The organism is Nocardia noduli (assembly GCF_019038455.1).
Lineage (GTDB): Bacteria > Actinomycetota > Actinomycetes > Mycobacteriales > Mycobacteriaceae > Nocardia > Nocardia noduli.
The window spans coordinates 1-24,406 of sequence record NZ_JAFMPL010000039.1; the positions used below are offsets into that span (position 1 = coordinate 1).

Genomic DNA, 24,406 nt, shown 5'->3' on the forward strand with positions numbered 1-24,406 from the left:
TTCCCGTTGTGCCCACCGAGATCCGGGCGGGCGCGGTCACCGGGGGCGACCCCGGGCAGTCGATAGACCTGGGTGGCCGACTCGTCCGGTTCGTGCTGGCGCCTGCGGCCGCTGCGACGCGGCGGCGCGGGAGGCTCGGCGACGGGCGGCGGCGCGGGCGGATAGGTGGGCGCGGGCGCGCCGTAGTGCCCGGCGGCGGCCGCGTCGGGTTCTGTGCTGTGTCGCGAACTGGGGCCTGGCATCTCGCGCCCCGGCATGACCCGGCCGGAACGCGGCATCAGCGGGTCGGTCGCCCGCTGCGGGGGTTCGGGCGGAGCGTAGGGCGAGAGCGGGTCGTAGCGGGTGATCGGTCCCGACATCGGCGAATAGCTCGGTTCCGGCTCCGGCGGAGGGTACGAAACCGGTTCCGGCGCGGCCGATCCGAACTGCGACGAGTCGAAACGCGGCGTCTCGTAGGAAGGCGCCTCGTACGCGGGTGGCTCGTAGGCGGGCTGCTCGTAGGACTGCGGCCCGTAGGACTGCGGCTCGTAGCCGGGCGGTTCCGGAGTGTCGGCTTCCGGTGCGGCGTGGGCGGAATGGCTGCCGCCGTCCTTGATCACCGGCAGATCGCCGGTCAGCTCCGCGACCGAGATCCCGCGATTGCCGCGTCTGCGCCTGCCACCGCCGGAGGACGCGCCCTGCGCGCCGTTGCGCGCGAGCAGTTCCGCGACAGACAGTTGCTTCGAATCTTCACTACTCATGACGACACCGTTTCGATCGGGCCGGATAGCGCTGACCCGTCACCGGAGCTCGGCGGGCCGCTGTCGGCCGCCGGTCCCGGTAGTTGCGTCGCCCTGGGTCCGCCGTTCATATCGGTATCCAGTTTGCGCAGAATGAGCCCTTCGCGCAGCGCCCACGGACAAATCTCGAGGGATTCCAGCGATAGTGCCCGCATACTCGCCTCCGCGATCAATGCGCCAGCCACCAACTGCTGTGACCGATCCGAACTCACACCTTCCAATTCCGCCCGGTCCGAGGCAGTCATCCGCGAGATGAACGCGATCAGCTGGCGCAGGCCGGAACTGGTGAGTGTACGACGAACCCTGGGTCCGGCGGCAGAGGGTGCGGCTCCGGTCAATCGGGCCAGCGACCGAAATGTCTTGGACGTGCCAACGGCCAGATCGGGCCGTCCGACCTCGATCAATTCCCGCGCCGGGACGACGAGTTCGGCGTCGAGCCAGTCGCGCAGCACGGCGATGCGGCGTTTACCCGGCGGATCCTCGCGCAGCCAATCCCTGGTCAGGCGGCCCGCGCCGAGTTGCAGCGAGAGCGAGACATCGGGTTCCTCGTCGCCGCCGTTGGTCATCTCGAGCGAGCCGCCGCCGATGTCGAGATTCAGGATGCGGCCCGCGCTCCAGCCGTACCACCGGCGGACCGCGAGAAATGTGAGTCTGGCCTCGTCCACACCGGAAAGCACTTGCAGATCGACGCCGGTCTCGGCCCGGACCCGGCCCAGGACGTGCTCGGAATTGGTGGCCTCACGCAGCGCGGACGTCGCGAACGGCATGAGTTCGACGCATCTCGACGTCTCGGCGATGCTGGCGAATTCGGCCACCGTCGCGATGAGCCGTTCGGCGCCATCGACGGTGATCGCACCCTCGTCGTCCATGTTCTCCGACAGCCGCAACGCGGCCTTCGTCGAGCTCATCGGCATCGGATGCCCACCACGGTGCGCGTCCACCACGAGTAGGTGGACGGTATTGCTTCCGACGTCGAGGACCCCAAGGCGCACATGAACACGGTACTGGGTCGACCGGCACTTCAGCCGAGGCGACCGAACTGTTAGCGTCTGCGAGCGTGACGGAACGCGGCGATGCCGGGAGCCCGGCCCCACCCCGACCAGCGGGGAAGATCGATCCCAGCCCCGAGGTCGATCTGGATTTCGCGCGCGAGTGGATCGAGTTCGTCGACCCAGCAAATGACGAGCACCTGATAGCCGCGGATCTCACCTGGTTACTGTCGAACTGGACCTGCGTTTTCGGGACTCCGGCCTGCCAGGGCATCCTGTCGGACCGGCCCGACGACGGCTGCTGTTCGCACGGCGCTTTCCTCTCCGACGACGACGATCGGGACCGCCTCAAGGCCGCTGTGAAACTGCTCACACCGGACGACTGGCAGCTGATGGGCGAGGCCACCGCGTCGAACGGCAAGGTGACGCGCAAGGGCTATCTGGAACTCGACGAACTGGAGGACGAGCCCGCGCTGCGCACTCGCCGCTACGACGGCGCGTGCATCTTCCTCAACCGTCCGGGTTTCGCGGGCGGCGTCGGCTGCTCCCTGCACACCATGGCGCTGCGTCGCGGTCTGGAACCGCACACGGTGAAACCGGACGTGTGCTGGCAGCTGCCGATCCGGCGCACCCAGGACTGGGTGGACCGGCCCGACGGCGTCCAGATCCTCAAGACCGTCATCACCGAATACGACCGGCGCGGCTGGGGGCCGGGCGGACTCGATCTGGACTGGTACTGCTCGGGCTCACCGGACGCCCACGTCGGCGCCAAGCCGGTCTGGCAGTCCTACGCTCCCGAATTGAAGGAACTGCTCGGCGAACCCGCCTACGAGGAGTTGGCGCGCCATTGCGAGCGCCGTACGGGCCTCGGCCTGGTCGCCGTGCATCCGGCGACCGTGCACGCGCTGCGCAACGCGGAGTACTCGCTGCCGATCACACCCGTCTGATCGACCGTTCGCGCGAAGGTTGCGCGAACGGTGAGCTGCGGGCAGCCGTCCGGTCATCTGCCCGCCATGCGCGCTTCACCCTTTTCGGGTTGGATGGCTTGTCATGAAGAAAGCGTTGACCCTCGTAGCAGTTGCTCTCGGCTCCACCCTCGCCTTGGCGGGCGCCGCGCACGCCGAACCGAACGGCGATCCGGCCAAGTACGCAGACTTCACCGCGAACTTCGTCTCCGCCCTCGATCCGGGCGCGCTCAATGCCAAGGACCAGGGCAAGTACGTGATCATGAGCCCCTACGGCACGTCGCACACCATCGCGTGCCGCGGTAACGGCGCCGATGTGCCGATCTACGACTGCATGCAGGAAGACGACCTCGGCTGGATCACCCTTCGCCTGACCGACTTCCCCGGCATCGGCCCGACCTGGACCTACTTCCCGTAAGAACTCCCCACACGAAAAAAGGGGGCGGGCCCGATCGGCCCGCCCCCGCCCTCCCGGGCGTCACGCCTCGAGTTTGTACCCGAGCCCGCGCACGGTGACGAGATGTTCCGGCTTGGCCGGATCGGCCTCGATCTTGGAACGCAACCGCTTGACGTGCACGTCGAGGGTTTTGGTGTCGCCCACGTAGTCCGCGCCCCAGACCCGGTCGATCAACTGGCCGCGGGTGAGCACGCGCCCCGAATTCCGAAGCAGGTATTCGAGCAGATCGAATTCCTTCAGCGGCAGGGTCACCGATTTGCCGTTGACCAGCACCGTGTGCCGGTCGACATCCATCCGCACCGGACCGGCTTCGAGCACTCCGCTCTCACTGGATCCGTCGATCTCGTCACCCGCGCCGCGGCGCAGCACCGCGCGGATGCGGGCGATCAGCTCACGCGCCGAATACGGTTTGGTGACGTAGTCGTCGGCGCCCAGTTCCAGGCCGACGACCTTGTCGATCTCGCTGTCGCGCGCGGTCACCATGATCACCGGCACACCCGATCGGGTGCGCAACTGCTTACAGACATCGGTGCCGCTCATGCCGGGCAGCATGAGATCGAGCAGCACGATATCGGCGCCGGAGCGATCGAATTCGGCGAGCGCGGACGGGCCGTCACCGACCACGGTGACCTCGAACCCCTCCTTGCGCAGCAGGAACGCGAGCGGATCGGCCAGCGACTCCTCATCCTCGACGATCAGAACACTGGTCATCTGCGTGCCTCCACACCATTGGGTCTACCCACGCTCGAAGTTCGCGGGGCGGTTTCTCTCGTACTCACCACGGGCCCGTCGGAGAATTCTTCTCCCTCGGACTCGGAGTGTGCGGGTATTCGCAGGGTGAACGTCGATCCGGTGCCGAGCTTGCTCCACAGGGTGATCTCACCGTTGTGGTTGGCCGCGACATGTTTGACGATAGCCAGCCCGAGGCCGGTACCGCCGGTGGAACGCGAGCGCGCCTTGTCCGAACGGAAGAAACGCTCGAAAACGCGCTCCTGGTCTTCCTTGGGGATGCCGATGCCGCGGTCGGTCACCGCCATCGCCACGTGATCGCCGCGCAGCGAGCGGCTGACCGAGACGTGCGAGCCCGCCGACGAGTACGCGATCGCGTTCTCCACCAGATTGGACAGGGCGGTGACCAGCAGCGTCTCGTCGCCGAGTACCTCGAGGCCGCTCGGCCGATCGGTGCTGACCGTGATTCCGGCGGCCTCGGCGGCGGTGCGCGAGCGATCGACGGCCTGCATCACGACGGTATCGACGTCGACCACCTCGAGTTCCGGCAGTTTCTCCGCACCCTGTAACCGGGACAGCGCGATGAGTTCGGTCACCATCTTGCCGAGCCGTCGCGACTCCCCCAGGACGCGGTTGCCGAAATGTCGCACCGCCTCGGGATCGTCGACCGATTCCAGCAGCGCTTCGGCCAGCAGACTCATCGCACCGACCGGGGTCTTGAGTTCGTGGCTGACATTGGCGACGAAATCGCGCCTGGTCGCTTCCATCCTCGCCTGCTCGGAATCGTCGTCGGCGAACAGGACGGTGAAGCTGGTCTCCTCGGGCGAGAGCGGCCGCGCGACGCCGCGCACCGCGATCCGGCTGCGGCCGGGCAGCGGATTCTTGGCGGTCAGATCGAATTCCGACGACTCGCCGCTGGCGAGCACTTTCTCCACGGCGGCCCAGGCTCGCTCGTCGAGCAGCCGGTTGCGGACCAGTCCGAGTTCCTCGGCGCGCGGATTGACCAGCACGACGTCGCGATATTCGTCGACGACCGCGATTCCGCTCTCCGAGGCGAGCACGATCAAGTCCAGCACCTGCGACATGGTGAGTCCGGAATCCGCCTGTCTGCGCTGGGCCTGACGGGCGTTCACGTAGGGGATCAGTAGCCCGCCGACTGCCAGTCCGACGACAGCCGCGAGGACTGCCAACAGCACCGCCTGCGGAACACTCACCTCTGAATCGTACGGTCGCCGACAGCCCACCCGACGCCGGGTACACGAAGTTTCGCGCAGGTCACAACCCCTTCCAGGACCGTTTGCCGCGTGTTTACGTGTTGTTTGTCAATGGCCCTCGCACCGGGTACGAACCCCGGTGCGAGGCGAGTGGGAGGTGCGGATTCCGGCCTCGCGACCGGGCCGATCACCAGCCCGGATTCCCCCGCAGCGGGATGTTGACGAAACTGAGACGGCTCGGATCCAGTTGCAGATGCTGGGGTTTCAGACCCGTGTCGATCAGCATCGGCAGCACCGGCAGCCCCTTGGGGAAATTGCCCGCGAAGACGTCGACGCGCAGCCGGTGGCCGGGTCGCAGCACCGCCTCGGTGGCGGCCAGCGTGATGTCGAGTGTGGTCACCTCGCCGGGAACCGTCGGCTGTCTCCGGTCGAGTGAGGTGAACGGCCGGGGATCGGTGTAGTCGCCGTTGGCGGATCTGGCGCTGTTCGCCTCGTCGATCTCGCGCAACGAGGCCATCAGCTGACCGGAGGACAGCACCGTCGACCTGCCGTCGGGGGCGACGTCGTTCACGGTGACGGTCCAATAGCCGTCCTCGGCGTCGTGGACGGTTTCCAGCCGAACCGCGATCGGTCCGGACACCGAGGTCGCCGCGGTCACCGGCTCGCTGGTGAAGGTGAGCGCGTTCGACTCGGCGATCCTGGAATCCTCGGCACAGCCGACGATGATCGACAGCACGCCCGCGCTGCCCTGCGCCGCGTCGTTCGAGCACAGGGTGGACAGACCGGGCGCGACGGTCAACCGCGCGTCATCCGGATCCGGTGCGACCGTGAGCGAACCGTCGTACAGACCGGACGAGGTGCCGCTCGGCGCGGACGACAGGTACATCCGGCGATGGGTGGCCTCGTCGACCCCGGTCGCGGAGTCGCCGAAACCGTTGGCGGTGATCCATCCGCCGCCCTGTTCGCGCAGGGTGACCGGGCCGAAACCGTCGATGCCGTTGTCGATGCCCTTGAGCCACTTGTCGAACCAGGCGCGCTGGAGCACATCCAGACGCGGCGGCAGCCCCGGCTTGCCGTATTCATTGCCGGAATTCACGTGATAGGTGTTGCCCATCAGCAACTGCTTCTGTCCCGGCGGGAGCGGAATCTCGTTGTAGATCTTGGATTCGGAGTAGGTGAACAGATCGTGCCAGCCGCCGACGACGAAGGTGGGCACCTCGATCCGGCTCGGATCACTGAGATATTCCCGGCGCGAGGGCGAGGTGTCGGTCAGCAGTTCGGTCAGCCTGGGGTCGGCGTCCTGGAAACGGGTCGAGGTGTAGGCGTTGAGAAAAACGTCCATGAAGGTCAGCGGTGAGGCGCCGCGGTCGGCGAGCCACCGGTAGTCGAACTGCCCATCGACGATCGACTGGACGTCGGGCACCCATTTGAGGGTGTTGATCGCGGTGAGCCACAGCGGAATGAAATTGAAGCCGAACCCACCACCGGGCGCGAGGACGTCGTTGACCAGGTCACTGCCGGGCACCACCGGGAAGATCGCCTTCAGCGCGGGCGGTCGCGCGGCGGCGGCCTGCACCTGGTTGATCCCCGAGTAGGAGATGCCGTTCATCCCGATCCGGCCGTCGGACCACGGTTGCCGCGCGGCCCAATCGATCACTTCGAGGGTGTCGCGCTGTTCGCGCCCGCGCAGCATGTCCCATTCGCCCTGGGAGAAGCCGGTGCCGCGCACGTCGACGACCACCTGGGTGTAGCCGCTCTTGATCAACTGCCGGTCGACGGTGAAATTGCGGAGTTCGCCGCCGCCGAACGCCTTGGTGAGATCGGTGACGCCCGACAGCGCGGTCCCGCTGAAATCGATCTGACGGAACAGGTTCAGCAGCGCGTCGGACAGGCCGGGGATCGACTGCGCGTGATCGGCGAGATTGGAGACCAGTTTGGTGTAAGGCGTGAGGTTGACCACCGTCGGGGTCGGGGTGTCGATCGGACGCCCCGAGGCGTCGGCTGGCCGGTAGACATTGCCCTTCAGTACGGTCCCGTCGTCCATCGTGATGGGCACATCCCATTCGATGAACACGTTCGGATACTGCTGGGGGCCGTCCTCGGTAGCCGTCCAGGCCGCACCGGCGACGCCGCCGTCCGGACCGGTCGAGTCGGGCGCGGCCGCGGCGCCCGAACTGAGGAAGGGGACGAGTACCGCGGTGGCTATCGCAGCCGCCGTGACCCGAAACGCGTACTTCATCGGACGTGATCCACCTCTCCGGACTGATCGAACGAATCGGAAGTGTACAGAACTTACCGGTTGGTAAGTACTCGCGGTCACAGAGAAACCCGAACGAATACACATTCACATACGATGAGCGGCATTCCGGAAACGACGATGCGCCGCAGTCGATCGGTCGACCACGGCGCATCGGATACAGCGTGAAGGGTTATTTACCGCCCTGGTTCGCGACGGCGGCGGCACCGGCGGCAGCGGCCTCGGGATCGAGATATTCGGCCGGACGCACCGGACGCAGGTTCTCGTCGAGCTCGTAGCGCAACGGGATGCCGGTCGGGATGTTCAGACCCGCGATATCGTCGTCGGAGATCCGGTCGAGGTGTTTGACGAGCGCGCGCAACGAGTTACCGTGCGCGGCGACGAGAACCGTCTTGCCGGTCAGCAACTCCTTGGAGATCGTCGACTCCCAGTACGGGATCATCCGATTGACCACGTCGAGCAGGCATTCGGTCTGCGGCACCTCGATACCGGCGTATCGCGCGTCGCCGTCCTGGCTGTACTCGTCGGCCGAATCGATGGGCGGCGGTGGGGTGTCGTAGCTGCGCCGCCACAGCATGAACTGCTCGTCGCCGTATTGGTCGCGCACCTGAGCCTTGTTCTTGCCCTGCAACGCGCCGTAGTGGCGTTCGTTGAGACGCCAGTCGCGGATCACCGGAATCCAGTGCCGATCGGCGGCGTCCAACGCGATATTCGCGGTGCTGATCGCGCGACGCAGCAGCGAGGTGTAGACGACATCCGGCAGGATGCCCTGCTCGGCAAGCAGTTCGCCCGCCCGCTTGCCCTCGGCGATGCCCTTGTCCGTCAGGTGGACATCGACCCAGCCGGTGAACAGATTGAGGGCGTTCCATTCGCTCTCGCCGTGGCGCAGCAGCACGAGGGTGTACGTCATGCGGCCATTCTGGCATGTTCCCGGCGCGCCGCCCTGCCGTGGGCTCGACCGACCCCGCTCAGGCGGGCGCGGTCAGGGCGGTGAGCAAACCCGCGCCGGCCAGCGTCGCCCGATCACCCAACTCCGACGGCACGACCTGGAGATCGCGCAGGAATCCGATCCTGGCGTGCGCGCCCAGCGATTCCTGCATCGGCCGCCACAGCGGTTCACCGGCCTGGGCGAAACCGCCGCCGACGACGACCAGATCGACGTCGAGCAAGGCCGCCGCCGATGAGATCGCCTGTCCCAGCGCGATTCCGGCCCGTCGCAGCGCCGCTTTGGCGATCCGGTCGCCCTCGTGGGCGGATTCGGCCAGGTCCTTACCGGTTTCGCCGACCCAGCCGCGTTCCAGCGCCCAACGCACCGAGGCCGGGCCGCTGGCAACGGCTTCCACACAGCCGACGCCGCCGCAGGCGCACGGATCGGTCGAACCGGGCACGACCACGTGACCGATATGACCCGCGTTTCCGCTGTGCCCCACCGCGACCATGCCGCCGACGATGACGCCGCCGCCGATACCGGAGGAGACCGTCATCGCGAGGGCGTCCGGGGTCTCGCGGGCGGCGCCGAAATGGCGCTCGGCCAGCGCCAGACAGACACCGTCGATCGCGAAACGCACCGAGGCGCCGGGAAATACCTCCTTGACCGCGGACACGATCGGAAAGCCGTCGGCCCACTCCGGAATATTGAGCGGCTGCATCAGACCGACCGTCGCGTCGACCGGACCGCACGCACCGATCCCGATGACGTGCACCTCCGCACCGTTCGCGGCCGCGAGCAGCAATCCACGGCAGGCTTCCCACACCCCCGTGACCGGAACCTGGATCCGGCCGACCTCATGGGTCGTGCCGTCGGGACCGACCAGCCCCACCGCGATCTTCGTCGCCCCGATATCGAGCGCGAGCGCCGTCATATCAACCCCCCACGTCGGATCATCCGGGCCCACATGGCTTGCGGCGCCCACGGATGGCAGCCTTCCATAACGACAGAACGCTACGTGCCGCCACCGTGACGGATTTCGGCAGGGGTTCCCGCCACGACCCGCGATTCGGACGCGCGGGTATCGGCCAGGTTCAGGACTGCTGATCCGACGCGTCGACGAGATGTTCGAAGGCGCGCAGATTCTTCAGCGACTCACCGCGCGAGACGCGCCACTTCCACTCCTTGCGAATGGATTCCGCGAAACCGAGTTCGAGCAGGGTGTTGAAATCGGCGTCGACCGCCTCCAGCACCTGGCCGAAGATCCGGTCGAGTTCGTCGGCGGTGACGGCGTGCGTCGCCACCCGGCCGATCAGATAGATGTCGCCGACCCGGTCCAGGGTGTAGGCCACGCCGTAGAGACGGCGGTTGCGGCGCAACAGGAATTTGTAGACACCCTCGAAATTCTCGTCCGGCTTACGGCAGACGAAGGATTCGACCCGCACGCCGTGTTTGCCGACGGTCAGCATCAGCGTCGTCTTGAGTTTCCGCTCACCCGGCAGGATGACGACGAACACGTCCTCGCTGGGATGGGTGTACTCGATCTCGCGCTCGCGCAACGTCTCATCGATGAGCCGCGCGGTCTCGGCGACCGTGTGCTCTGGCTGTGTCATCGGGGCACTCCCATCCGGCGCCGTCGCAGCGCCCGAGGTCCGGGCTGGCCGACCGGGCCGCCGCGTTCACCGGATACCCACTCGCGCGGGTCCTCACGCAGCACACCGTACGGGCCGTCGAGCACAACGGCGTCGTCCGCGCCGAAAGCGAAACCCGCCGTGTCGGAACGGAAATCCGCCAGGGCGGCGCAGTAGCTGGTGAGCAGGCCGTCCGCGGTGTGCGCCCACGAGAAATTGGCCGCGTGCTGGACGGCGTTCACACTCATCCGCGCCAGGCGCGGCCGATCGTCGAGCAGCGCGCCGAGCGCACCCGCCCAGTCGTCGATGCGGTGCCCGGGAACGAGCAAACCGGTTTCGCCGTGCCGCACGGCGGTGCCGAGTCCGCCGACATCGGCGGCGAGGACCGGGGTGCCGCTGGCCTGCGCTTCGATGGCGACCAGACCGAACGACTCGTTGTAACTGGGCACGGCGACCAGATCCGCCGCGCGATACACCTGGACCAGCCGGTCCGGCGGCTGCGGAGGCAGGAAGGTGACCGAATCGCCGATACCGAGTTCGGCGGCCAGTTCGATCAGCGCGTCCGGCCGCTGCAATCCGGTGCCGGACGGGCCGCCGACGATCAGCACCCGCAACTTGCCCGCGCCGCTCGCGTCGCGATCACGCAGCAGTTCCGCGGCGGCGCGCACCAGGACATCGGGGGCCTTGAGCGGCTGGATACGACCGACGAACGCGACGATCCGCTCATCGGGAGCCAGACCGAGTTCGGCGCGCGCCGCGGCCTTGTCACCGGGACGGTAACGGGTGAGATCGGCGCCGGGCGGCACCACATCGATGCGGTCGGCGGGCGCGCCGTACAACTCCACGAGCTGACGCGCTTCCTCCGCGGTATTGGCGACCATCCGATCGGCCTCGGCGATGACCTGCTTCTCGCCGATCTCGCGCGTCATCGGCTCCGGGCTGTCGCCGTCGGCCAACGCGGCGTTCTTCACCGCGGCCAGCGTATGGGCGGTATGGACCAGCGGCACCCGCCAACGATCCCTGGCCAGCCAGCCGACCTGGCCGGACAGCCAGTAGTGCGAATGCACGAGGTCGTAGTGACCCGGCTGATGCCGCGCCTCCTGACGGAGTACTTCGGCGGTGAACGGGCACAGCTGGGTCGGAAGATCCTGCTTGTCCAGCCCCTCGAACGGACCAGCGACCACATTGCGCACGAGCACCCCCGGCGCCGCCTCCTCGACGGGCGGCAGATCGGAGGAGGTCGCTCGGGTGAAGATCTCGACTTCGATGCCGCGGCGGGCCAGCTGAACGGCGGTTTGCAGCACATACACGTTCATGCCGCCCGCATCGCCGGTGCCGGGTTGGGCGAGCGGTGAGGTGTGCACCGATAGCACGGCTATCCGATCGGGCCGTAAATCCGGGCGTTGACTCACATATCCATAGTGCACGGTGCATCCCCGGCGCCCGCAACCCTGACCGGCCGAGTGACAGCCATCACAAGGTATCGGTGACGACGCTCACGCCCGTGGGCCGTCCTGGTCGAAAGCATGTTCGACCAGGGATTACAGTCCCGCGACGAACGTGGACACCTCGGTGACGAAACGGTCGCGGTCCTCGAGGAACAGGCCGTGCTTGGCGCCCTCCCAGAAGGAAGAGCGGGCATTCGCCGCCGTCTCCGCGATATAGCGACCGTCGGCGACCGGAACGACCGGGTCGGCGGTCCCGTGCAGGACGAGCACCGGGATGTCGAGCGCGCGCAACATCTCGGTGTTGTCGACCGAACGGTAGAACAGCGCCTTGCGCACCGCGGGCGGCGTCGCCAGACTCGCGCCGAACAACCGCTGTGCGTCGACTCCGCTGCCGCCGGAACCGGTGTTGGCGTCGCCGAACCCGCCGAAGGCGCGAACCGCGCGGCCCGCGCTCTCCTCGAACACCCCCGGCATGGCGGCCAGCAGCGCAGGCCCGGTCTCCGCGCCGGGAACACCCCGGCCGATATTGGCCATCGACCCGGAATAGACGACGCCCGCGACGACGCCGGTGCCGTAAGCGGCGAGATAGTCCGAGATCACGATGCCCCCGTAGGACCAGCCGAGCAGCACCGCGCCGGATTCGATGCCCTCGGCCGCGAGCACCGCGGCGATATCGGCGGCCCAGTTCTTCGGGTCGTCGTAGCCGGACGCGGGTGCGCCGGAATAACCGTGCCCGCGCAGGTCGATCGCGATCACCCGGTGACGCTCGGCCAGATCGTCGGCCGCTCCGCCCCAACACCGCAGGTCGGCGGCCCAGCCGTGCACCAGAACCAGCGGTCTGGCCGCGTCCGGACCCGCCGATCGATAGACGATCGCGGTGCCGTCCGCGCTGATCGCTTCCCGAATTGCCATGTCATCGAGGTTAACGGTGATCCGGGCAACAGCCCCCGCCCCCGCAAACCACCCGCACCTAGGATCGCAACCATGACCAGTCGTATCGCCGTCGTCACGGGAGCCAGTTCGGGCATCGGAGCAGCCACCGCACGCACACTCGCCGCACAGGGCTGTCACGTCTACGTCGGCGCGCGCAGGCTCGACCGCCTGAAGGACCTGGCCGACGAGATCGGCGGCACCGCACTGGAACTCGACGTCACCTCCGACGAATCGGTCACGCGCTTCGCCGACGCGATCGAATCGGCGGACGTGCTGGTCAACAACGCGGGCGGCGCCAAAGGCATGTCGACCGTCGCCGACGCCGACCTGGACGACTGGCGCTGGATGTGGGAGACCAACGTCCTGGGCACCCTGCGCGTCACCAAGGCACTGCTCCCGAAACTGATCGCCTCCGGCGACGGCCTCATCGTCACCATCACCTCGGTCGCCGCCTTCCACGCCTACGACAACGGCTCCGGCTACACCTCCGCCAAACACGCGCAGGCCGTCCTGCACCGGACACTGCGCGGCGAACTACTCGGACAGCCCGTCCGCCTCACCGAAATCGCACCCGGCGCGGTCGAAACCGAATTCTCCCTGGTCCGCTTCGACGGCGACGCCGACCGCGCCGCGAAGGTCTACGACGGAATCGACCCACTGGTCGCCGCCGACATCGCCGAAATCGTAGGCTTCGTCGCCTCCCGCCCCCCACACGTCAACCTCGACCAGATCATCGTCAAACCCCGCGACCAGGCCGCCCCCGCCCGCTTCGCCCGAAGGGCATAAGTCCCGAGAAACCGGTAATTTCAACCAACGGGCCACCCCCAAACACACCCACCACAAGCGCGAGTCACACAAGCAACCGTTCACAACCGTCTCGCCCCCCACGGAGCGAGTCTTACGAGCAACCGTTCACAACCGTCTCGCCCCCCACGGAGCGAGTCTTACGAGCGACCGTTCGCGGCCGTCTCGCGTCCGAGCGGTCGAGACAATGCGACGCAGTCGCGAGTATCGACCGCTCGGACGCGAGACAAAAAGGGCCGCGAACCCGCGGCCCCCGGGCCGCCAACATCACAGGAGAGGCATGTTCAAGGGGTTCAAAGATTTTCTGATGCGGGGCAATGTCATCGACCTCGCTGTCGCGGTGGTCATCGGCACCGCGTTCACCGCGGTGGTCACCTCGGTGACCAAAGGCATCGTCAACCCCTTGCTCGCGGTCTTCGGCACCAGCAGTGAGCTGGGTCTTGGTTTCCGGCTCGTGTCGAGTAAACCGGCGACGTTCGTCGAGGTGGGGCCGCTTGTCACCGCGCTCATCAACTTCGTATTGATCGCGGCGGTGCTGTATTTCGTGCTGATCCTGCCGATGAAGACGCTGACCAATCGCTTCGGGCAGCCGAAGACGAAGGAGCCGTCGGAGGTCGAACTGTTGATCGAGATCCGGAATCTGCTGCGTGAGCAGAATGCCGCCGATCCGCACAATCCCGACGACGGCACGACCCCGTCTCCGCTGGACGCGGATCCCGACACCGCCGAAGGGGACTCCCGCGAGGGGGTTTCGCGCAACAGCGCGTCCGACGGTCGAGTGCCCGCGAGCCGGGACGCGGGCGCCAGGGATTCGCGCACCGTGAATTCGCCCGCGCGCGGCTGAGCGATCTCAGCGACCGCCGGGGGCCTTCGGGGCCACGGGGGTCGCTGAGACGATCGGCGCGGAGGAACCGTCGACGGCCGACATCGACTGCCAGGTAGGCCAGTCGATACTCCAGTCGTAGAGATCGCCGTCGGCGGCCGAGAGCGCGATCGTGGTTCCCGTCACCTCGACCGGATCGCCGTAGAGCGCGGTCGGGAAATAGGCCTGGGCGTCCGAGGGCGAGAGGTTGATGCAGCCGTTCGTGACGTTGGCCGATCCCTGTGCCGACAGCGATTCCGGGTTGGCGTGGATGAATTCGCCGTTGTTGGAGATGCGTACGGCCCAGCGTTCCCGCACGTTCTCGTAGAACGGCGGATTCGACATCATGAAGTCCTCGTACTTCTCGGTGACGACGTGCACTCCGGACCGCGTCACATTGCGCGCCTCGTTGCCCTCGCCGTAGCTGACGGCGAAGTCGAATATCGTCTGGCCGTCGCGGACCACCTGCATTCGATGGCTCGGCGCGTCGGCTTTCACGATCTGGCTGCGGCCGATGCGGAAATCCGAGGTGAGATCGGAATCTCCGTAGACGCCCTTACCGAAATCCAGGCCGTAGAGCTTGGCCGAGACGTGGACCGAGGTGCCGGGTACCCAGTACTGCTCGGGCCGCCAGTGCAGTCGTGATCCACCGTTGTCGTCGGGGAACCAGGCCCATCCGCCCGCGGTGGGCGGCTCGGTGGTGACGGTCAGCGCCTTCTCGACCGCGTCCTTGTTCGACACCGATCCCTTGAATTGCACGATGATCGGCGCGGCGATGCCGACTTCCTGGCCGTCGCCGATATTCAGCGTCGCGGGGGCGGTCGACTTCGGGGTGAGTGTGGTGAAGGTGCCGTCGATCGGAACCGGTTTGCCGTCGGTGCCGACGGCGGTGCCGGACCAGGTGTAGGAGGCGTCGTAGCCGAGCGGTTCGGTGATCCGGTAGGTGCGGCGGTCCTGGCTCAGTTCACCCGCGACCTGTTTGCCGTTGGCATTGGTCAGGGCGATCTGGTCGACGGTGCCGTCGTCGACGGTGACCGAGACCGGGGCGACCGGACCGATGTCCTCGGCGCCGTCCTCCGGCGTCACGGTCACCTCGGCGACGGGCTTCGATTCCGCTGTCTTCTCGTCGCTTCCGCCGTTTATGGTGCACCCGGCCACCAGGGCGACCACGACGAGCGCGAGGACTGAGACGACGGCGGCCGGTCTCCGAATCACTGGGCGACTGCTCACTTCTTCGAATCTACGCGGCGCGGAAACGGTCTCGCGATCAGAGAAGACCGTGTCGTCCTATTCGTCCGGATCAGTAAGGAATTCGGCTAGAGGGTGACGCCGACGGTCACCGGTTCCGGCTCCAACACGATGCCGAAACGCTCGGCCACACCGTCGCGCACGGTACGGGCGAGGGCCACGAGGTCGGCGGCCGTCGCCGAACCCCGGTTCGTCAGTGCCAACGTGTGTTTCGTCGACAACCGGGTCGCCGCGTCCGGACCGGGGAAACCCTTCGCGAAACCCGCGCGCTCGATGAGCCAGCCCGCGGAGAACTTGACCCCGTCCGGCGCGGGATAGGTGGGCACCGTGACATCACCCACATGCGCGGTGATCGCGGCCCGGATCTCGGCCACACGGTCCGCCGCGACGACCGGATTGGTGAAGAACGAGCCGGCGCTCCAGGTGTCGTGGTCGGCCGGGTCGAGCACCATGCCCTTGCCCGCGCGCAGTCGTAGGACCGCGGCGCGCACCTCGTCGACCGGTCGCGTCTCTCCTTCGGCGGCGCCGAAGACCTTCGCGAGTTCGCCGAAGCGCAACGGGGCGCTGCGCCCCGACGGATCGAGCGCGAATTCGACCGCGAGCACCACCGCGTCGTCCCGATGTTTGAGCACGCTGGTCCGGTAGCCGAAGCCGAGTTCGGCCGGGCCGACCCAGCGGATGTCACCGCTCGCGCGATCGAGCAGTCGCACCCGGCGCAGCAGGCTCGCCACCTCCACGCCGTACGCGCCGACGTTCTGCACCGGCGTCGCGCCCGCCGATCCCGGAATGCCGGACAGGCATTCCAGCCCGCCCAGCCCGGCCGCGACCGTCGCCGCGACCACCGCGTCCCACGAGGCGCCCGCCTCGGCCACCACGGCGTCCGCGCCGAGGTCGACACCGTCGTTGGCCACGCGGACCACCACGCCGTCGAACCCGTCGTCGCCGATCAACAGGTTGGAACCGCCCGCGAGGAGCAGCACGGGAACACCCGCCACGTCGAGGGCTCGCACGGTCGCCACCAGAGCCTCGGTCGACGCGCATTCGGCGACCGTCGCCGGACCGCCGACCCGCAAGGTGGTCAGCTCGGACAACGGCACCGAGGCACGCACCCGCGCACCGGTATCGACCAGCAGTTCGCGCAGGATGTCCGACGACACCACCCGGGAAGTTCGCACGCTGAAGACGGTAGCGTGTCCGAACATGGCTACACCCTTGGCGTACACGGCCCGCTACCCCTATCCGGTCACTGCGGTGCGCGCGGCTATCGCCGACGAGCAGTACTGGAAGGCCCGCATCGCCGAGGTCGGCGGGCCCAACGCACGTCTGGACGCACTCACCGTCGACGGCGATACGATCCGTATCGAGATGGTGCAGGCCATCGCCGCCGAACTGCTCCCCGCCGCGATCACCTCGGTCCGCCCCGGCGACCTGATCATCCCCCGCACCGAGATCTGGACCGGCAACACCGCCACCTTCGAGGCCCGCGTCGACGGCGCCCCCGCCGAAGTCCGCGGCACCGTCGAGCTGACCGGCGACGACACCTCCGCGACCGCCACCGTGCAGGGCACCATCGAGGTCAAGATCCCCCTGTTCGGCGGAAAGATCGAAGCCGCCATCCAGGAACGCCTGACCGAACTGCTCCAATCCGAAGAGGAATTCTCCAACACCTGGCTCGCCACCAAGACCAGCTGACCCCCGGTCTGACGAGCCCGCCCACTCGCCTCCAGTCACGCACCGTGGGTGCGAGCCTTACACGCACCCCCGGTTCGCCCCTCATCACCACCCGCAGGCGCGAGTCATACGAGCGCCCCCCACCTCCACGTCACCAGCCACAGGCGCGAGTCATACGAGCGCCCCCCACCGCCACGTCACCAGCCACAGGCGCGAGTCATACGAGCGCCCCGGTTCGCGGCCGTCTCGCGTTCGAGCGGTCGAAGCGCCCGCGACGCAGTCGCCAGTCTCGACCGCTCGAACGCGAGACATAGGGGCCGCGAACCACGCCGCGCCGCAGGCGCGGCAAAATGTCACAGCATGCGCCGACTGGACTATTCAGCCCGTTATCCGCTCCACACCACCAAGGAGCTGTACGAGGCGTTGTCGACTCCGGAGTATTGGGAGGCGCGGGTCGCCGAAATGCGCAAGTACACCCCGGGTAACGAAGTGGTCAGCCTCGATGTCGACGAATCGGGCATCGAGGTGCTGCTGCATCACACCCTGCCCAGGGACATGCTGCCCGAGATCGCGCAGACGGTGATGCGCAAGGACATGATCATCACCCGCAAGGAGAGCTGGGGTCCGTTCGAGGAGGAGGAGACCGTCGGCAAGTTCTCCGCGTCGATTCCGGCCGGTCCAGGCAGTCTCGGCGGCACGATCCGGCTGTTTCCCACCGAGACCGGCGCGACCATGCGTTTCTCGTCCGAGGCGAAGGTGTACATCCCGATGGTCGGCCCGCGTCTGGAGCAGTTGATGCTGGTGAATCTGGTCGATCTGTTCCGCGAGGAGGCGGCGGAGACGGTGAAGTGGCTGGAAGCCCGAAACCCGACCAGCTGAGCAGGCCCGTCGGCACGATCACTCGCGGGACCACCGGGGTCAATCGGCTGCGCCGCAGCGATCGGTGGCTGATGAACGACGATCTGGTGCGCACCCGGCTGCGTGACGCTCCCGATCCGCTGGTCGTCGATCTCGGTTACGGGGCGAGCCCTTGGACCACCTTCGAGTTGGCGGCGCGGCTGCGTACCGTGCGCCCCGATGTGCGCGTCACGGGTTTGGAGATCGATCCGCAGCGTGTGGTGCCCGGCCGCGACGGTGTGACGTTCGCGCGCGGCGGTTTCGAATTGGCCGGTCTGCGCCCGGTTCTCGTGCGTGCCTTCAATGTTCTGCGGCAGTATCCGGAATCCGCGGTGGCCGAGGCGTGGGCGACGATTCGTTCCGGTCTGGCCCCGGACGGTCTGCTGGTCGACGGCACCTGCGACGAGTTGGGCCGTCGATGCGCCTGGGTGCTGCTGGACCGTACGGGCCCGTTGTCGCTGACGCTGGCGTGGGATCCGTTCACGGTCGAGCGCCCGTCGGATATCGCGGAGCGTCTTCCCAAGGTGTTGATCCATCGCAATATCGCGGGCGAGCCGATCCACGCGTTGTTGGCCGCGGCGGATGGGGCGTGGGCGCGGGCCGCGCCGCTCGCGCCGTTCGGGCCGCGGGTTCGGTGGCGTGCCGCGGCGGAATATCTACGCGGGCAGGGTTATCCGCTCCGGGTCTATCGCAGGCGGATGCGCGATTGTGTGCTGTCGGTGCCGTGGACGAGTGTCGCACCGAACGCGTGGCCCGCGCCGTGATGGTCACCGCCGTGATGGTCACCGCCGCGCGTACGGCGGAACAGCCGGGCGATCTAGACGCCGGTCAACGCGCGCCGTACCCGAGCGGCGGCTCGGGGCGATAATCGCGCGCTGGCGGAACGGATTTCGTCGTGGTCACAGCGGTGGATGGCCATCGCGTCGCCGACGACCTCGTCCAGCGCGGATTGGCCGATATCTGCTTCGGCGAGGTCGAGGACGGTTCTGACCGGTGTCGTCACCAGGAAGGGGCCCGCGGATTCCACCTCGATATCCGCGAGCGGCCTGCGCAGGACGACGAGCCGGGGTGTCACCGGCGGTCGCCCTCGTCCGACGGACAGGTGCAGGAAACGCGGGCACAGTCTGCCGACGCCGTGCAATTCGGCGGCGCTCTGATGGGAGACGGCGGCGGCCCCGTCGAACCAGGCCGCCCACATGGCGTATTCGTCGAGCGGTCCGGCGGGCCACTCGGATAGTCGGAGCAGGCCGACACCGGCCCTGGTCACCGTGCCGTCGCCGAGCGCGTGGCGTACCCGCACCTCACACCCGGTGCGCAGCACCTGCCTGGTGGTGAAGAATCCGGCGTGCCTGCCCGCCAGACGCCGCAGCACGCGCCAACCTTGGTCAACGGATTCGGGTGCGCGGCCCGCCGCATCGCCAGCCATGGATATCAGGCTACGCCCGATCCATGTGGCTCATATCACAAACGATGCCCTCACCGAGCCCACATAGCGGGCACAGAAATGTCGGGAAGAATCGACCGCATGAGTAGGAAGCCTTCCGCATTCGCGAGCGTCAGCCGCCGCACCCTCGTGATCGCGATCACCGTGGTCGTGACCCTGCTCGCCACCCTGGTGGTCGGCGGCGAGGCGTACGCGCGACATCGGCTCGCCGGATGCATCAGTGACCAGTTCGAGCAGGAGATGGGTTCGACCATCGATGTCGGGTTCGGGTTCAAACCCCTGCTCATCAGCCTGGTCGACGGCAAGATCTCCTCCGTGAGCGTCGACAGCGAAGGGGACAAATTCGGTCCCGCCGTCGGCATGGTCGTGCACGCGAAATTCGATGATCTCGAATTCGCGGACAACGGCGGCGGCACGGTCGGCAGTTCGTCGGCCGATGTCACCTGGAGCAACGACGGCATCAAGCAGACCCTCGGTGACCTGGTGACCGGTGTGCGTTCCTCGTCGGCGACCAACATGCTGACCCTGGACGTGCTCGGCGGCCTTGCTCAGTTGCAGGTGCAGCCGGTGGTCCGCAACGGCGCGGTCGAGATCGAGACCAAATCCGCTCGTCTGCTCGGTATCGGTATGCCCACCGATCTGGTCCAGGGCATCGTCGAACTCTTCTCCCAGAGTCTCCAGAGCTACCCCATGGGCCTGAAGCCGACCGAGATCAAGGTGACCGACAACGGGATCGACGTCGAACTCGCGGGCGGGCGCACCGAATTGCCCGCGAATCAGGGCAACAGTGAGATGAGCTGCTGACACACCGCAAGTCGTCTACTGACAGGAAACACCGGGTAGAATCGGGCAATGCCCGATTCTGCTCCCGTTTCTCCCGGAGTGACCGCCCCGCAGATCCATCGCGACACCGGCGATCCCGCTCCGGTGCAACGCGAGGTCATCGGCGAACCCCCGACCGCGGGTGATCTCGAGGCCGCCATCGCGCGCCAGGTGCGCACACTGCGCCGCGCCAGTGGGCTCTCGGTCGGCGAAATGGCAACCAGGGTCGGCATTTCCAAGGCGATGCTGTCCAAGATCGAGAACGCGCAGACCTCGTGCAGCCTGTCCACCCTGGCCAGACTCGCCGCGGGACTCGACGTTCCGGTGACCTCGCTGTTCCGCGGCGCCGACAGCGCGCGCGAGGCCGTGTACGTGCCCGCGGGCAACGGCGCGATCATCGTGGGGCGCGGCACCAGGGTCGGACACCACTACGAATTGCTCGGCTCACTACGCGGACAACACAAACGGCTCGAACCGGTACTGGTCACGTTGACCAACGCCAGCGAGATCTTCCCGAGGTTCCAGCACGCGGGCACCGAATTGCTGTACATGCTCGAAGGCGTCATGGTCTACGGGCACGGGGACGCGGAATACACACTGCGACCGGGTGATTCGCTGCTGCTGGACGGCGAGGGCATCCACGGCCCGAACGAACTGGTCCGGCTGCCCATCCGATTCCTCGCGGTCACCGCCTATCCGGACAATCACGAGGAGCACTGAGGCGGGCACACGGAGAAGCCGGCCGACCGGGGGTGGCGTCCCGGTCGACCGGCTCTTTCCATCGGTCCCGCAGCGTCAGTCGGCGACTCCGGCACGCGCCGCGTCTGCGGTGATGGTCTCTGCGGCCTCGACGGCCTCCGCGACGACGGCGGGCGGGCCCGCCACCGTGATGGTCTCCATGACGTAGGCGGTCTCACCGTGGGTCGCGGCGTCCAGGCCGGTCGACTCGTGATCCTCGGTGACCCGCAGGCCCATGGTCTTGTCGATGATCTTCGCGATCACCAGTGTCAGCACGAAGGTGTAGGTCAGCACGGCCAGCACCGCGACCGCCTGACGCCACAGCACGTCGACTCCGCCGCCGTAGAACAGTCCCTCCACGGCGTTGGGGGCGGCGGGATCGGCGAGCAGGCCGATCATCAGGGTGCCGAGGATGCCGCCGACCAGGTGGATGCCGACCACGTCGAGCGAATCATCGACGCCGAAGCGGTATTTCAGCGAGACCGCGAAGCAGCACACCGCGCCGCACACGACGCCGATGATCAGCGCGCCGATCGGCGAGACCGCGCCACAGGCGGGGGTGATGCCGACCAGCGCCGCGATCAGGCCCGAACTCGCGCCGAGCGAGGTCGCGTGACCCTCGCGGAGTTTCTCGACGACCAGCCAGCCGCAGATGCCGGCACATGCCGCGGCGACGGTGTTGAGGATGACGACCGAGGCGCTGTTGTTGGCCGCGAGCGCGGAACCGCCGTTGAACCCGAACCAGCCGAACAGCAGGATGCCCGAGCCGAGCACGGTGAGCGGAAGGTTGTGCGGGCGAGGCACATTCGGGAAGGTCGAGCGCTTGCCGAGGATCAGCACCAGGGCCAGCGCGGCGATACCGGCGTTGATGTGCACCGCCGTGCCGCCCGCGAAGTCGATCGCCTTGAGGTTGTTGGCGATCCAACCGCCGACGACCGATCCGTCGGCGGAGTCGAAGGCGAAGACCCAGTGCGCCACCGGGAAGTACACCAACGTGCCCCAGACACCGGCGAAGAGCATCCACGCGCCGAATTTCATCCGGTCCGCGACGGCGCCGGAGATGAGCGCCACGGTGATACACGCGAACAGCAACTGGAATCCGGAGACGAGCGCGGGCGGCAGAGCCGGCTCGGCGGGCGCGGTCAGCAACTGGCTCGATCCGAAGAATTCGAGCGGATCACCGAGCAGGCCGATGCCGCCCAGCGAGTTGCCGAGTACGGCCGAGTATCCGAAGATGATCCACAGGACGCCGACCACGGCGAAGGCGCCGAAGGTCATCATCGCCATGTTCAGGGTGTTCTTGATGCTGACCATGCCGCCATAGAACATGGCGAGGCCCGGCACCATCAGGCTCACGGCGGCGAATGCCGCCAATATCCACGCGGTATTCGCCGCGGCGATCGCTTCTGTCATAGCTTCCCTCATCGTTTGTGTCTGCCGTCGCGAATCGTTGTCTCTTGATAGTGAACGGCTGAATACAAGTAAAGAACGCCCCAAGTTGCCGATAGCGGTCAACCGGTGACATTTCTGTTAAGGCCCCGCTGTTCCCGCCGTCCCGAAACCACCGAATTCGGACAGCCACCGCAGGCCGGGACCGCGCGTGCGCGTCAATCCCTTGTAATCGGCCATGTCGTCGGGCAATTCGGCCAGTACGGCGTGCAGCCGTTCCCCCCATTCGGGCACGGTGGCGACGGCGTGGAACGGGAGCAGATAGGTGCGGATCAGGAACATGATCGCGCCCGAATTCGGCAGCCGGATCAGGTGCTGCACCTCGGTACGGAGGTAGAGCCGGTCACCGACCTCGGCCAGCGGCCCCTCGGCCAGCGTGCGCCGGTCACGGCCCCATTCGGGATAGACCTCGGTGGAGGTATCGAGTTTCCCGTCGACGGTCAGCGTCCAGTTGGTGCGCCGGTAACTCTCCCCCGGCGCCAGCCGCATCAGGAAGTCGTGGGCGCGGGTGATGACGCGCTCCTCGTGAATACGCGGGACCGGGCCGTGTATCTCGAGGAAACTCATGCCGACGTCGAAGCCGAAGGACCAGTCCGCGGCGAAGGTCACCACCCCCGCGTCGGCGAACAGGGTGCCGTCGCGTTGATCGAGCAGGACGACATCCTCCTGGATCTGCGCGCAGACGAAACTCAGCGGATCGGTGGGCAGCGACGCGGCGTCGCCGAAGACGAAACTCCGGTCCATCCCGAGGTCGGCATTGCGCCAGTGGTAGACCTGTCCGTCGCGCGTCAGACTCATCCGGTCGGGATACCCCTCGGCCAATTCCCGCAGGATGAACAGCATCGCGTCCCACGCGGCCGCGGTCATATGCGGCAGGCAGGCGTGCCTGGTGGGGTCGGCGGCCAGAATCGCGGCGCGCTCGGCGGTTTCGGCGGCGAAATGCCTGTCGATATCTATGCACAGTTGTCCCCAGGCGCCCGCCGCGGTCTCCACCGGGCCGCGTGCGGGTTCGACATTGGTGCTGTATCGGTACTGCCGCTTGGGCAGGGGGAACGGATAGCGCGCGATATCCTCGGCGGTCGTCTCGATCCTCGTGGGTGTGCTCACAGGTCCAACTCCAGGTGGGTCGCGGCGGCCCGGGACACGCACGCCATGATGCTGTCGCCGAGATCGCGTTCGTCGTCGGTGAGATAGCTGTCGCGGTGGTCGACGGGGCCGCCGCGCACGGTGAGCCTGCATTCGCCGCAGACGCCGCGCCTGCACAGGCTCGGCACCTGCGCGCCGTGCTCGCGCAAGGCGTCGAGCAGGCTGATATCCGAGGCCACCGCGAGTTCGGCCCCGCTGCGGGCGAGCCGGGCCGTGAACGCCGTGCCGCCGGTGACGGCCCCGGCGGCGAACGGTTCGGAGTGGACGCGCCCCGAGGGCCAGCCCGCCCCCGTTGCCGCCGCCGTCACGGCGTCGACCATCGAGGCGGGCCCGCAGACGTAGAGGTGGGTGCCGAGCGGACTCCGCGCCAGCGCCGGAGTCACGTTCTCCCAGAACCGTTCCCGGGATTCCGCGACGGTCAGCCGATCGCCGCACAGCGCGCTCATCTCGTCCAGATGCGGTGCCGCGCCGGGCCGGTGGGCGTACACGACCTCGAAGGAACGCCCCCACAGAACGGCGGCGCGCACATGCGACAGAATCGGCGTCACACCGATACCGCCCGCCAGCAGCAGGTGGTGCCGCGCGGTCGCCACCGGTGCGAATTCACTGCGCGGCGGCGATACGCGGACCGTGTCGCCCACCCTCAACTCGTGCGCCCAGCGCGAACCGCCCCGGCCGGCGGGATCGAGCCGCACCGAGATCGAATACCACTCGGGTTCGACCGACGGCCCGGTCAACGAGTACGAATTCCGTTGTCCCGGAGACCACTCGACCGCGATATGGCTGCCCGCGGGGAAGGAGGGCAGGGTCGCGCCGGAAGGATCGGACAGGACGATCTCGCGCACGTCGGCGCACAGCATCCGGGTCCGGGCGACGACGAGTTCCAGTTCATCGAGCATCTCGACCACCACCGATTTCGGCGGCACCCTCGAGTCCATCGACGGTGCCGCGGTACCGAACTCCGCTGTCACACGGTGCGCCGCAGTACACGGCGG

The 24,406-nt window shown here is 67.5% G+C and carries 24 protein-coding genes and 1 pseudogene; 9 read left to right on the forward strand and 16 right to left on the reverse strand.

Going from position 1 to position 24,406, the window contains the following annotated elements; translation table 11 throughout:
* Together JZ792_RS21055 and JZ792_RS21060 are read right to left on the reverse strand one after the other, a co-directional pair.
* Window positions 1-740: pseudogene (locus JZ792_RS21055) on the reverse strand (hypothetical protein); the annotation flags it as partial.
* Window positions 737-1,771 carry a Ppx/GppA family phosphatase gene (locus JZ792_RS21060; RefSeq protein WP_216912518.1) on the reverse strand — a complete coding sequence of 345 codons (1,035 nt, stop codon included), beginning with the start codon at window positions 1,769-1,771 and terminating at the stop codon, window positions 737-739. The gene JZ792_RS21060 and the pseudogene JZ792_RS21055, both read right to left, overlap by 4 nt.
* 65 nt (window positions 1,772-1,836) lie before the next feature.
* Here JZ792_RS21060 and JZ792_RS21065 point away from each other — a divergent pair, with 65 nt between their 5' ends.
* Both JZ792_RS21065 and JZ792_RS21070 read left to right on the forward strand, forming a co-directional pair.
* A complete protein-coding gene (locus JZ792_RS21065) occupies window positions 1,837-2,715 on the forward strand; it encodes a DUF3109 family protein (protein ID WP_438804359.1) in 879 nt (292 codons plus the stop codon).
* A gap of 103 nt (window positions 2,716-2,818) precedes the next feature.
* Window positions 2,819-3,151, forward strand: coding sequence for a hypothetical protein (locus JZ792_RS21070; RefSeq protein WP_109528885.1), 333 nt, complete (start codon window positions 2,819-2,821; stop codon window positions 3,149-3,151).
* A 60-nt stretch (window positions 3,152-3,211) separates the two neighbouring features.
* Here the strand turns inward: JZ792_RS21070 and JZ792_RS21075 are convergent, their stop codons facing one another.
* The 8 genes from JZ792_RS21075 to JZ792_RS21110 form a co-directional block, all read right to left on the reverse strand.
* The gene (locus JZ792_RS21075; protein ID WP_109528886.1) at window positions 3,212-3,901 is read right to left on the reverse strand and encodes a winged helix-turn-helix domain-containing protein; all 690 of its coding nucleotides are present in this window, start codon (window positions 3,899-3,901) and stop codon (window positions 3,212-3,214) included.
* On the reverse strand, window positions 3,898-5,133 hold the full coding sequence (locus JZ792_RS21080) for a sensor histidine kinase (RefSeq protein ID WP_216912519.1): 1,236 nt from the start codon (window positions 5,131-5,133) through the stop codon (window positions 3,898-3,900). Before JZ792_RS21080 ends, JZ792_RS21075 begins: the two co-directional genes overlap by 4 nt.
* A gap of 187 nt (window positions 5,134-5,320) precedes the next feature.
* Entirely contained in the window at window positions 5,321-7,372 is a 2,052-nt protein-coding gene (locus JZ792_RS21085) for a CocE/NonD family hydrolase (protein ID WP_216912521.1), read from the reverse strand.
* 190 nt (window positions 7,373-7,562) lie between these two features.
* Complete coding sequence (locus tag JZ792_RS21090) at window positions 7,563-8,300, reverse strand: phosphoglyceromutase (protein ID WP_109528889.1); 738 nt, start codon at window positions 8,298-8,300, stop codon at window positions 7,563-7,565.
* A 58-nt stretch (window positions 8,301-8,358) separates the two neighbouring features.
* A complete protein-coding gene (locus tag JZ792_RS21095; RefSeq protein WP_216912523.1) occupies window positions 8,359-9,252 on the reverse strand; it encodes an ROK family protein in 894 nt (297 codons plus the stop codon).
* Between the two features lie 160 nt (window positions 9,253-9,412).
* Entirely contained in the window at window positions 9,413-9,931 is a 519-nt protein-coding gene (locus JZ792_RS21100; RefSeq protein WP_216912532.1) for a type III secretion system chaperone family protein, read from the reverse strand.
* Complete coding sequence (gene mshA, locus JZ792_RS21105; RefSeq protein ID WP_216912534.1) at window positions 9,928-11,361, reverse strand: D-inositol-3-phosphate glycosyltransferase; 1,434 nt, start codon at window positions 11,359-11,361, stop codon at window positions 9,928-9,930. The genes JZ792_RS21100 and mshA overlap by 4 nt, the downstream gene beginning before the upstream one ends.
* Window positions 11,362-11,490: 129 nt before the next feature.
* Window positions 11,491-12,309 carry an alpha/beta fold hydrolase gene (locus JZ792_RS21110; protein ID WP_216912536.1) on the reverse strand — a complete coding sequence of 273 codons (819 nt, stop codon included), beginning with the start codon at window positions 12,307-12,309 and terminating at the stop codon, window positions 11,491-11,493.
* 72 nt (window positions 12,310-12,381) lie between these two features.
* Here JZ792_RS21110 and JZ792_RS21115 point away from each other — a divergent pair, with 72 nt between their 5' ends.
* On the forward strand, window positions 12,382-13,116 hold the full coding sequence (locus JZ792_RS21115) for an SDR family oxidoreductase (RefSeq protein WP_216912538.1): 735 nt from the start codon (window positions 12,382-12,384) through the stop codon (window positions 13,114-13,116).
* A 298-nt stretch (window positions 13,117-13,414) separates the two neighbouring features.
* Window positions 13,415-13,978 carry a large conductance mechanosensitive channel protein MscL gene (gene mscL, locus JZ792_RS42995; protein ID WP_216912540.1) on the forward strand — a complete coding sequence of 188 codons (564 nt, stop codon included), beginning with the start codon at window positions 13,415-13,417 and terminating at the stop codon, window positions 13,976-13,978.
* Between the two features lie 6 nt (window positions 13,979-13,984).
* On the opposite strand, the gene JZ792_RS21125 is transcribed toward mscL, so the two are convergent.
* Together JZ792_RS21125 and JZ792_RS21130 are read right to left on the reverse strand one after the other, a co-directional pair.
* Window positions 13,985-15,226, reverse strand: a complete 1,242-nt coding sequence (locus JZ792_RS21125; protein ID WP_216912542.1) for a L,D-transpeptidase — start codon at window positions 15,224-15,226, stop codon at window positions 13,985-13,987.
* An 86-nt stretch (window positions 15,227-15,312) separates the two neighbouring features.
* Window positions 15,313-16,446 carry a UDP-N-acetylmuramate dehydrogenase gene (locus JZ792_RS21130; RefSeq protein ID WP_216912544.1) on the reverse strand — a complete coding sequence of 378 codons (1,134 nt, stop codon included), beginning with the start codon at window positions 16,444-16,446 and terminating at the stop codon, window positions 15,313-15,315.
* On the opposite strand from JZ792_RS21130, the gene JZ792_RS21135 reads away from it, so the two are divergent.
* From JZ792_RS21135 to JZ792_RS21145, 3 genes are all read left to right on the forward strand, one after another.
* A complete protein-coding gene (locus JZ792_RS21135) occupies window positions 16,445-16,936 on the forward strand; it encodes a DUF2505 domain-containing protein (RefSeq protein WP_216912546.1) in 492 nt (163 codons plus the stop codon). The genes JZ792_RS21130 and JZ792_RS21135 overlap by 2 nt on opposite strands.
* A gap of 339 nt (window positions 16,937-17,275) precedes the next feature.
* Window positions 17,276-17,794 (forward strand): DUF2505 domain-containing protein, encoded by a 519-nt coding sequence (locus tag JZ792_RS21140; protein WP_216912547.1) that lies wholly within the window; start codon window positions 17,276-17,278, stop codon window positions 17,792-17,794.
* Complete coding sequence (locus JZ792_RS21145) at window positions 17,764-18,576, forward strand: class I SAM-dependent methyltransferase (RefSeq protein ID WP_216912549.1); 813 nt, start codon at window positions 17,764-17,766, stop codon at window positions 18,574-18,576. Before JZ792_RS21140 ends, JZ792_RS21145 begins: the two co-directional genes overlap by 31 nt.
* A gap of 53 nt (window positions 18,577-18,629) precedes the next feature.
* Here JZ792_RS21145 and JZ792_RS21150 read toward each other — a convergent pair whose 3' ends face one another.
* Window positions 18,630-19,238, reverse strand: a complete 609-nt coding sequence (locus JZ792_RS21150; RefSeq protein ID WP_109528899.1) for a type IV toxin-antitoxin system AbiEi family antitoxin — start codon at window positions 19,236-19,238, stop codon at window positions 18,630-18,632.
* A 99-nt stretch (window positions 19,239-19,337) separates the two neighbouring features.
* Here JZ792_RS21150 and JZ792_RS21155 point away from each other — a divergent pair, with 99 nt between their 5' ends.
* Entirely contained in the window at window positions 19,338-20,060 is a 723-nt protein-coding gene (locus JZ792_RS21155) for an LmeA family phospholipid-binding protein (protein WP_216912551.1), read from the forward strand.
* Between the two features lie 48 nt (window positions 20,061-20,108).
* Window positions 20,109-20,798, forward strand: coding sequence for a helix-turn-helix domain-containing protein (locus JZ792_RS21160; RefSeq protein ID WP_198654562.1), 690 nt, complete (start codon window positions 20,109-20,111; stop codon window positions 20,796-20,798).
* A 75-nt stretch (window positions 20,799-20,873) separates the two neighbouring features.
* On the opposite strand, the gene JZ792_RS21165 is transcribed toward JZ792_RS21160, so the two are convergent.
* The 3 genes from JZ792_RS21165 to JZ792_RS42115 all read right to left on the reverse strand — a co-directional run bounded on the left by JZ792_RS21165 (window position 20,874) and on the right by JZ792_RS42115 (window position 24,310).
* Entirely contained in the window at window positions 20,874-22,229 is a 1,356-nt protein-coding gene (locus JZ792_RS21165) for an ammonium transporter (RefSeq protein ID WP_216912553.1), read from the reverse strand.
* Window positions 22,230-22,346: 117 nt separating this feature from the next.
* A complete protein-coding gene (locus JZ792_RS21170) occupies window positions 22,347-23,372 on the reverse strand; it encodes a heme-dependent oxidative N-demethylase family protein (RefSeq protein ID WP_308165382.1) in 1,026 nt (341 codons plus the stop codon).
* Window positions 23,369-24,310, reverse strand: a complete 942-nt coding sequence (locus JZ792_RS42115; protein WP_254190132.1) for a PDR/VanB family oxidoreductase — start codon at window positions 24,308-24,310, stop codon at window positions 23,369-23,371. Before JZ792_RS42115 ends, JZ792_RS21170 begins: the two co-directional genes overlap by 4 nt.
* Window positions 24,311-24,406: the final 96 nt, after the last annotated feature.

Bases quoted from the DNA above. Each gene is read 5' to 3' on its own strand.
- JZ792_RS21070 (WP_109528885.1), top strand. From the start codon at position 2,819: ATGAAGAAAGCGTTGACCCTCGTAGCAGTTGCTCTCGGCTCCACCCTC.
- JZ792_RS21075 (WP_109528886.1), bottom strand. From the start codon at position 3,901: ATGACCAGTGTTCTGATCGTCGAGGATGAGGAGTCGCTGGCCGATCCG.
- JZ792_RS21085 (WP_216912521.1), bottom strand. From the start codon at position 7,372: ATGAAGTACGCGTTTCGGGTCACGGCGGCTGCGATAGCCACCGCGGTA.
- JZ792_RS21090 (WP_109528889.1), bottom strand. From the start codon at position 8,300: ATGACGTACACCCTCGTGCTGCTGCGCCACGGCGAGAGCGAATGGAAC.
- JZ792_RS21095 (WP_216912523.1), bottom strand. From the start codon at position 9,252: ATGACGGCGCTCGCGCTCGATATCGGGGCGACGAAGATCGCGGTGGGG.
- JZ792_RS21100 (WP_216912532.1), bottom strand. From the start codon at position 9,931: ATGACACAGCCAGAGCACACGGTCGCCGAGACCGCGCGGCTCATCGAT.
- JZ792_RS21110 (WP_216912536.1), bottom strand. From the start codon at position 12,309: ATGGCAATTCGGGAAGCGATCAGCGCGGACGGCACCGCGATCGTCTAT.
- JZ792_RS21115 (WP_216912538.1), top strand. From the start codon at position 12,382: ATGACCAGTCGTATCGCCGTCGTCACGGGAGCCAGTTCGGGCATCGGA.
- mscL (WP_216912540.1), top strand. From the start codon at position 13,415: ATGTTCAAGGGGTTCAAAGATTTTCTGATGCGGGGCAATGTCATCGAC.
- JZ792_RS21135 (WP_216912546.1), top strand. From the start codon at position 16,445: ATGGCTACACCCTTGGCGTACACGGCCCGCTACCCCTATCCGGTCACT.
- JZ792_RS21130 (WP_216912544.1), bottom strand. From the start codon at position 16,446: ATGTTCGGACACGCTACCGTCTTCAGCGTGCGAACTTCCCGGGTGGTG.
- JZ792_RS21140 (WP_216912547.1), top strand. From the start codon at position 17,276: ATGCGCCGACTGGACTATTCAGCCCGTTATCCGCTCCACACCACCAAG.
- JZ792_RS21150 (WP_109528899.1), bottom strand. From the start codon at position 19,238: ATGGCTGGCGATGCGGCGGGCCGCGCACCCGAATCCGTTGACCAAGGT.
- JZ792_RS21155 (WP_216912551.1), top strand. From the start codon at position 19,338: ATGAGTAGGAAGCCTTCCGCATTCGCGAGCGTCAGCCGCCGCACCCTC.
- JZ792_RS21160 (WP_198654562.1), top strand. From the start codon at position 20,109: ATGCCCGATTCTGCTCCCGTTTCTCCCGGAGTGACCGCCCCGCAGATC.
- JZ792_RS21165 (WP_216912553.1), bottom strand. From the start codon at position 22,229: ATGACAGAAGCGATCGCCGCGGCGAATACCGCGTGGATATTGGCGGCA.
- JZ792_RS42115 (WP_254190132.1), bottom strand. From the start codon at position 24,310: ATGCTCGATGAACTGGAACTCGTCGTCGCCCGGACCCGGATGCTGTGC.